This is a genomic window from Candidatus Cryosericum odellii, from assembly GCF_003570935.1.
GTDB lineage: Bacteria > Caldisericota > Caldisericia > Cryosericales > Cryosericaceae > Cryosericum > Cryosericum odellii.
In genome coordinates this window covers 1-4,837 of record NZ_QXIU01000003.1, presented here as the reverse complement: position 1 = coordinate 4,837, position 4,837 = coordinate 1, and the positions used below count along the sequence as shown (strand labels likewise).

Below are 4,837 nucleotides of genomic sequence, written 5' to 3'. Positions count from 1 at the left end.
GGACGGGAAGCTGCGCGCCCGCGGCCCCCTGATGGTTTCTACCGAGACCTATCCTCATCGGTTCGTCAGCCTGCGCACGTTGTCGGACAAGCGCTACCACATTTTGAACGACGGTGACAGGCAGGTCCTCGAGGAAGCTGACGCCTACAAGGTCATCGAAGAGTTCTACCCCGGTGCCGTGTTCCTCCATCAGGGAGACTCGTATCTCGTCACGGACAATGATCACGAACAGCAGGTCGTCCATGCCGTCCCCACGACGCAGAACTACTACACCGACGCAATTATCCGCAGCGACGTCGTCGTCCAGAACGAACGGGGGCACCGTGACTACGGCGATGTCGGCCTGTCGTTCGGCAAGGTCGTGGTGTCCGAGCAGACGGTCGGCTTCATCAAGAAGAGTTTTCACATCGAGACAGAGGTTGGGCGAGAGTACATCGACACGCCCGAGATCAGCTATGAGACGATGGCGCTCTGGATTACGGTTCCTGACGCCATGCTCGATAGGCTCACGGAAGGTGGCTACGATATCGCGGGGAGCCTGCACGCAGCCGAGCACCTGCTCATCGCCCTGATGCCGATCGTCGTGCTGTGCGACCAGCGTGACTTGGGTGGCATCTCGACGATACTCCACCGGGATACGTTGAAACCCAGCATCTTTGTGTATGATGGGCATATCGGAGGCGTCGGCCTCACTGAATCGGCATACGGCCGCTTCCGCGATGTCGTAAGCCTTGCATTGGACCGGGTGACCGAGTGCCCCTGCAAGGATGGCTGTCCAAGCTGTGTATACTCGCCAAAGTGCGGCAACAACAACAAGCCGCTGGACAAGAATGGTGCACGTGTTCTGCTCGGGCTCCTGCTCGACAGACTTGACACGACCACTGGAGGTGGCGCATGAGCAAAGAAGGAATGGTTACTCTTCTCAAGGATGCACTGCAGCTCGAGATCGAAGGATGGCTGTTCTACCTCGGCGTAACCTGCACCCTGCCCAAAGGGGCGGTGCAGGACGTTTTCATCTATCTGACCGAGCAGGAGGAGAAACACCGGAAGTACATCAGCAAGGAACTGGACCATGTGCTGGCGGGCGGCACACTGGACATCACTGAACTCGCAGCACTGAAAGAAACGACGCACGATGAAGTCCTGGCCGACGCCGTGCGCAGCGCAACAGATCTCTCACAGCACGAAGCCTCCGCGATCCACACGGGTATGCTGCTCGAACGCAATTCGTGGGAATTCTATCATGCCGCGGCCGAGAAGGCAACCCAGCCAGACGAGGCCACCATGTACAGACAGCTCGAAGAGTGGGAGAAACTCCACCTTCATCTTCTCGAGAAGGCATATGACCTCCTCAAGGAACGAATCTGGGCGGAGAACCGGTTCGCACCGTTCTAGAGTGCAGCGTCCTCCCTGGATCCCAAACACTTGCCCGCGATGATGTGAACGTGCAGGTGTGACACGGTCTGTCCACCTTCTGCGCCGGAATTGATCATGACGCGGTACCCTGCTTCAAGGTGATACTTGACCGCTATCAGGCGGATGACCTCGAAGAGGTGAACGATCAGTTCATTGTCTTCTGCCCCGAGAGCATCGATGCGAGCGATGTGCTTGCGGGGGATTACGAGCAGATGTACCGGCGCCTTCGGGAACCGGTCCTTGATGACGAAGACCGTCTCATCCTCATAGACGTATTCGGCCGGTGCTTCGTGTCGGCCAATACGGCAGAAGACACAGTCCTGTTCGTTCGCGCTCATCATGCGGCTACGCTCCCGGAAAGGACGACCCGGTCGCCGTCGAAGTGACAACCCTCGACACGAACGACGACAAAGCTGTCGCGTTCGAGTATATTGTTCCCACACACATGTCCCTCCGTCCAGAGATAGCGCTCTGAATACCCTTCAACCTCCCCCGGAGAAGACTTCTCCGATACGATCGTTACGTCCCGACCGATGAACCGGTGGGCAAATGCCATGCCTGTCTGCTCCGCGGCCTCAAGCACACGGTGCAGCCGTTCCTTCGCGACCTCCGCCGGGACCTGATGCTCCTCACGTGCAGCAGGAGTGAAGGGACGAGGTGAATAGGGAAAGACATGGACCTTGGCAAACGCCGCAAGCCAGATCACGTCCAGCGTGGCCTGCAGGTCCTGTTCGGTCTCACCGGGAAACCCGACGATGACGTCTGTCGTCAGGGCAAACGATGGATCATCCGCCCGCAAGCGTTGCACACTGCCGAGCAGGTCCTTCGACGTGTACGGTCGACGCATGCGCTGCAGCACTGCGTCACTCCCGCTCTGCAGGGGAAGATGCAGCTGCGGACAGAGCTGGGCATGGTTCGCAAACTGGATGACCAGTGCTTCGGTGATCGCATCCGGGTTCAGGGAACTGACGCGTACGCGCGTCGGGAGGCCTGCAGTCTCAAGCGCCCCGAGCATGCTGCTCAGCAGGACGGACAACCTGTCGGGCGTTTCACCGTACTTGCCTATCTCCGTCCCGGTCAACACCACTTCCTTGACGCCTGCCGTCGCCAGTCCCATGACTTCATCCACTGCCACGTCGATCGGCTTGGATTCCAGGCGCGAGCCACGCACAAGCGGTACCACGCAGTAGGTGCACATGTTGTCGCAGCCCTCCTGAACGCGTACATCCACGCGGTTGCGGGCGCCCGCTCTCTGAATGCGCCTGTCGACCCATCGCGCAACCGTCTGGACTGCGCCATCTGAGCCGACGACAAGCCTCGCCACTTCCGCTCGATCACTCATGGCAACGACGGTGACGCCAACAGGAGCTTGCGTACGCGTCAGGTTCAGCAGTGCTGCCCCGCATCCGGTAAGATACACGGGGGCACCCGGTCGTTCGCGCAGGGCACGACGCGCAAACTGCAGGCTCTGAGCCTGAGCCCGGTTCGTGACGCTGCACGAGTTCACGATGACGGCGTCGGCTTCAGTCAGCGCCGTTGTCGTCTCGACACCCAGCAACCGCATTTCCTGTGCATAGAGTTCGGAGTCGACCTCGTTGACCTTGCAGCCGAGCGTGTAGATGAACACCTTCATGGCCCTGCCTGCAACTCCCGCACCATGAGCGTGGCAGCGAACCCGGCCAGCTCGCTCCTGAGAATGCCTGTGCTGAGGCGAACGGTCAGAGCGCCTCGTTCGATGAGCAGGGCCTCCTCGGACCCCGAGAACCCACCCTCGGGACCGACTGCGACCGCAATGGACCCATCCAGAACAATGACCCCGTCACGCGCAAGTCCCATCATGGTCGAAGCTGCACGAGGGGACATCATGATCAGACTGTCCACAGGGCCGACACATGACAGAGCACTCTGGAGCCCTGCTGCCAGTTCGACCGTCGGGACATCACCTGTCTCGGCCTGCTCGGCCGACGACAGAGCCACCTGGCTCAGGCGCTCGAGCCGCCCGGCAACATTCCATGCCTGGCTGCGCTCGGCAACATACAGAACAAAACGATGCACTCCCAGCGGAGCACAAACGTGGACAACGTCATCGAGCAGCGCAGGTCGGATGATTGCCTGCAAGAGAGTGACCGGGTGCAGGGAAAAGGGCGACTGGCGGACGCCCTCCACGGAAACGGAAAGGCCAGACCTGGAGGCATCTTCGACGACCGCGTCATACAGTTCTCCTGCGTGGAACAGGATGATCCCTTCGCCGTGACGAGCACGGAGGACATCTGCAATGTGATGTGCGACAGGCGTGCCGCCAAGCATGACATGTTCGCCCAGCCTGAGCGACTGACCCGCCTCGAACGCCGGCATGGATCAGCCGCTACCCGAGACCCTGCCGAGGTATCCTGCGAAACTCTCCAGGACCGTGATGGCCCGGATATAGTTCATGCGGATGGGACCAACGAGACCGAGAACGCCCCTCTGGTTCGAATCAAGCGAGTAGCTCACCGACACGAGGCTGAAGCTCCTCAATTCCTCCCGCTGGTTCTCCTCTCCTATAAACAGGCTGATCTCTCCCCGATCGCTCAGCGAATTGAGGTAGGGTTTCACGACCTCTTCGCGGCTCAGGAAGGTGCTCAGTGTGGAAAACGCCCCTACCTGGTCATCGGGAAGATCACTCAGCATCTGTTCGATACCCCGGACAAAGATCTGACTCTCTCCCTTGCGCAACTCGCCTTCCATAAGTTGGGCCACGGCGTCCAGAACGCCTTCGTAGCGCAGAGCAAGGTCCTGTGGCAGCATGTTGCCAAAGCGAAGGGTATGAATACCTTCATCGAGGCTCTTCCCCCGGAGTTCCCTGACAAAAATGGCATTGATGTCTGCGAGTTCCTGTTCAGTCGTGTCTGCCGGGGCAAGCAGCTTGTATCCCTCGACGTTCTCGCGGTCAGTGATAAAGACCAGCATGAGCACTGTTTCGCTGAACGGTACGAGGCTGATATGACGCAGAGTCACAGAGTTCATCGGGGGAGACAGGACAAAACTCACTTTCTTCGTGCGGTCAGACACGGCAGTCGCCACCCCGTCGAACAGACGTGGAAGACTCTCATATTGCAGTGGGAGATCCATCGGTCCGGTGAACATGCGTTGACGCGTCGCCTCGACGAGAAATGCCGAGATATACATGTGATACGCCAGTACCGTCGGAACGCGCCCGGCGGATACGTGAGGCTGCTGAAGATATCCCATGCTGCTAAGCTCCGCCATTTCATTGCGGATCGTCGCAGACGAGAGGTCGTTGCCCAGTTGGCTGGTTACGAATCCCGAACTGACAGGCTCGCCATCGTCCATGTACCTCCGGACGATAGTCAGCAATATGCGCTTCTGCCGTTCTGTCAGGAACATCTATGTCACCTCATCTATTGTACCGATTAGCGCC

At 59.3% G+C, this 4,837-nt stretch carries 6 protein-coding genes; 2 read left to right on the top strand and 4 right to left on the bottom strand.

Annotated elements, in window-relative coordinates:
- Positions 1-898: Zn-binding domain-containing protein (locus SMC5_RS00110; RefSeq protein ID WP_165848882.1), on the top strand; the 898-nt coding region annotated here is incomplete at its 5' end.
- Positions 895-1,395, top strand: a complete 501-nt coding sequence (locus SMC5_RS00105) for a ferritin-like domain-containing protein (protein WP_119086701.1) — start codon at positions 895-897, stop codon at positions 1,393-1,395. The genes SMC5_RS00110 and SMC5_RS00105, both read left to right, overlap by 4 nt.
- On the opposite strand, the gene SMC5_RS00100 is transcribed toward SMC5_RS00105, so the two are convergent.
- From SMC5_RS00100 to hrcA, 4 genes are read right to left on the bottom strand one after another with little or no spacing between them, the layout of a single operon-like run.
- Positions 1,392-1,757, bottom strand: a complete 366-nt coding sequence (locus SMC5_RS00100; protein ID WP_119119101.1) for an HIT domain-containing protein — start codon at positions 1,755-1,757, stop codon at positions 1,392-1,394. The two genes, SMC5_RS00105 and SMC5_RS00100, sit on opposite strands and share 4 nt — an antisense overlap.
- A complete protein-coding gene (locus SMC5_RS00095; RefSeq protein ID WP_119119100.1) occupies positions 1,754-3,049 on the bottom strand; it encodes a MiaB/RimO family radical SAM methylthiotransferase in 1,296 nt (431 codons plus the stop codon). Before SMC5_RS00095 ends, SMC5_RS00100 begins: the two co-directional genes overlap by 4 nt.
- A complete protein-coding gene (locus SMC5_RS00090; RefSeq protein WP_119119099.1) occupies positions 3,046-3,771 on the bottom strand; it encodes an RsmE family RNA methyltransferase in 726 nt (241 codons plus the stop codon). The genes SMC5_RS00095 and SMC5_RS00090 overlap by 4 nt, the downstream gene beginning before the upstream one ends.
- 3 nt (positions 3,772-3,774) lie before the next feature.
- Positions 3,775-4,803, bottom strand: coding sequence for a heat-inducible transcriptional repressor HrcA (gene hrcA, locus SMC5_RS00085; protein WP_119119098.1), 1,029 nt, complete (start codon positions 4,801-4,803; stop codon positions 3,775-3,777).
- Between the last annotated feature and the right edge of the window lie 34 nt (positions 4,804-4,837).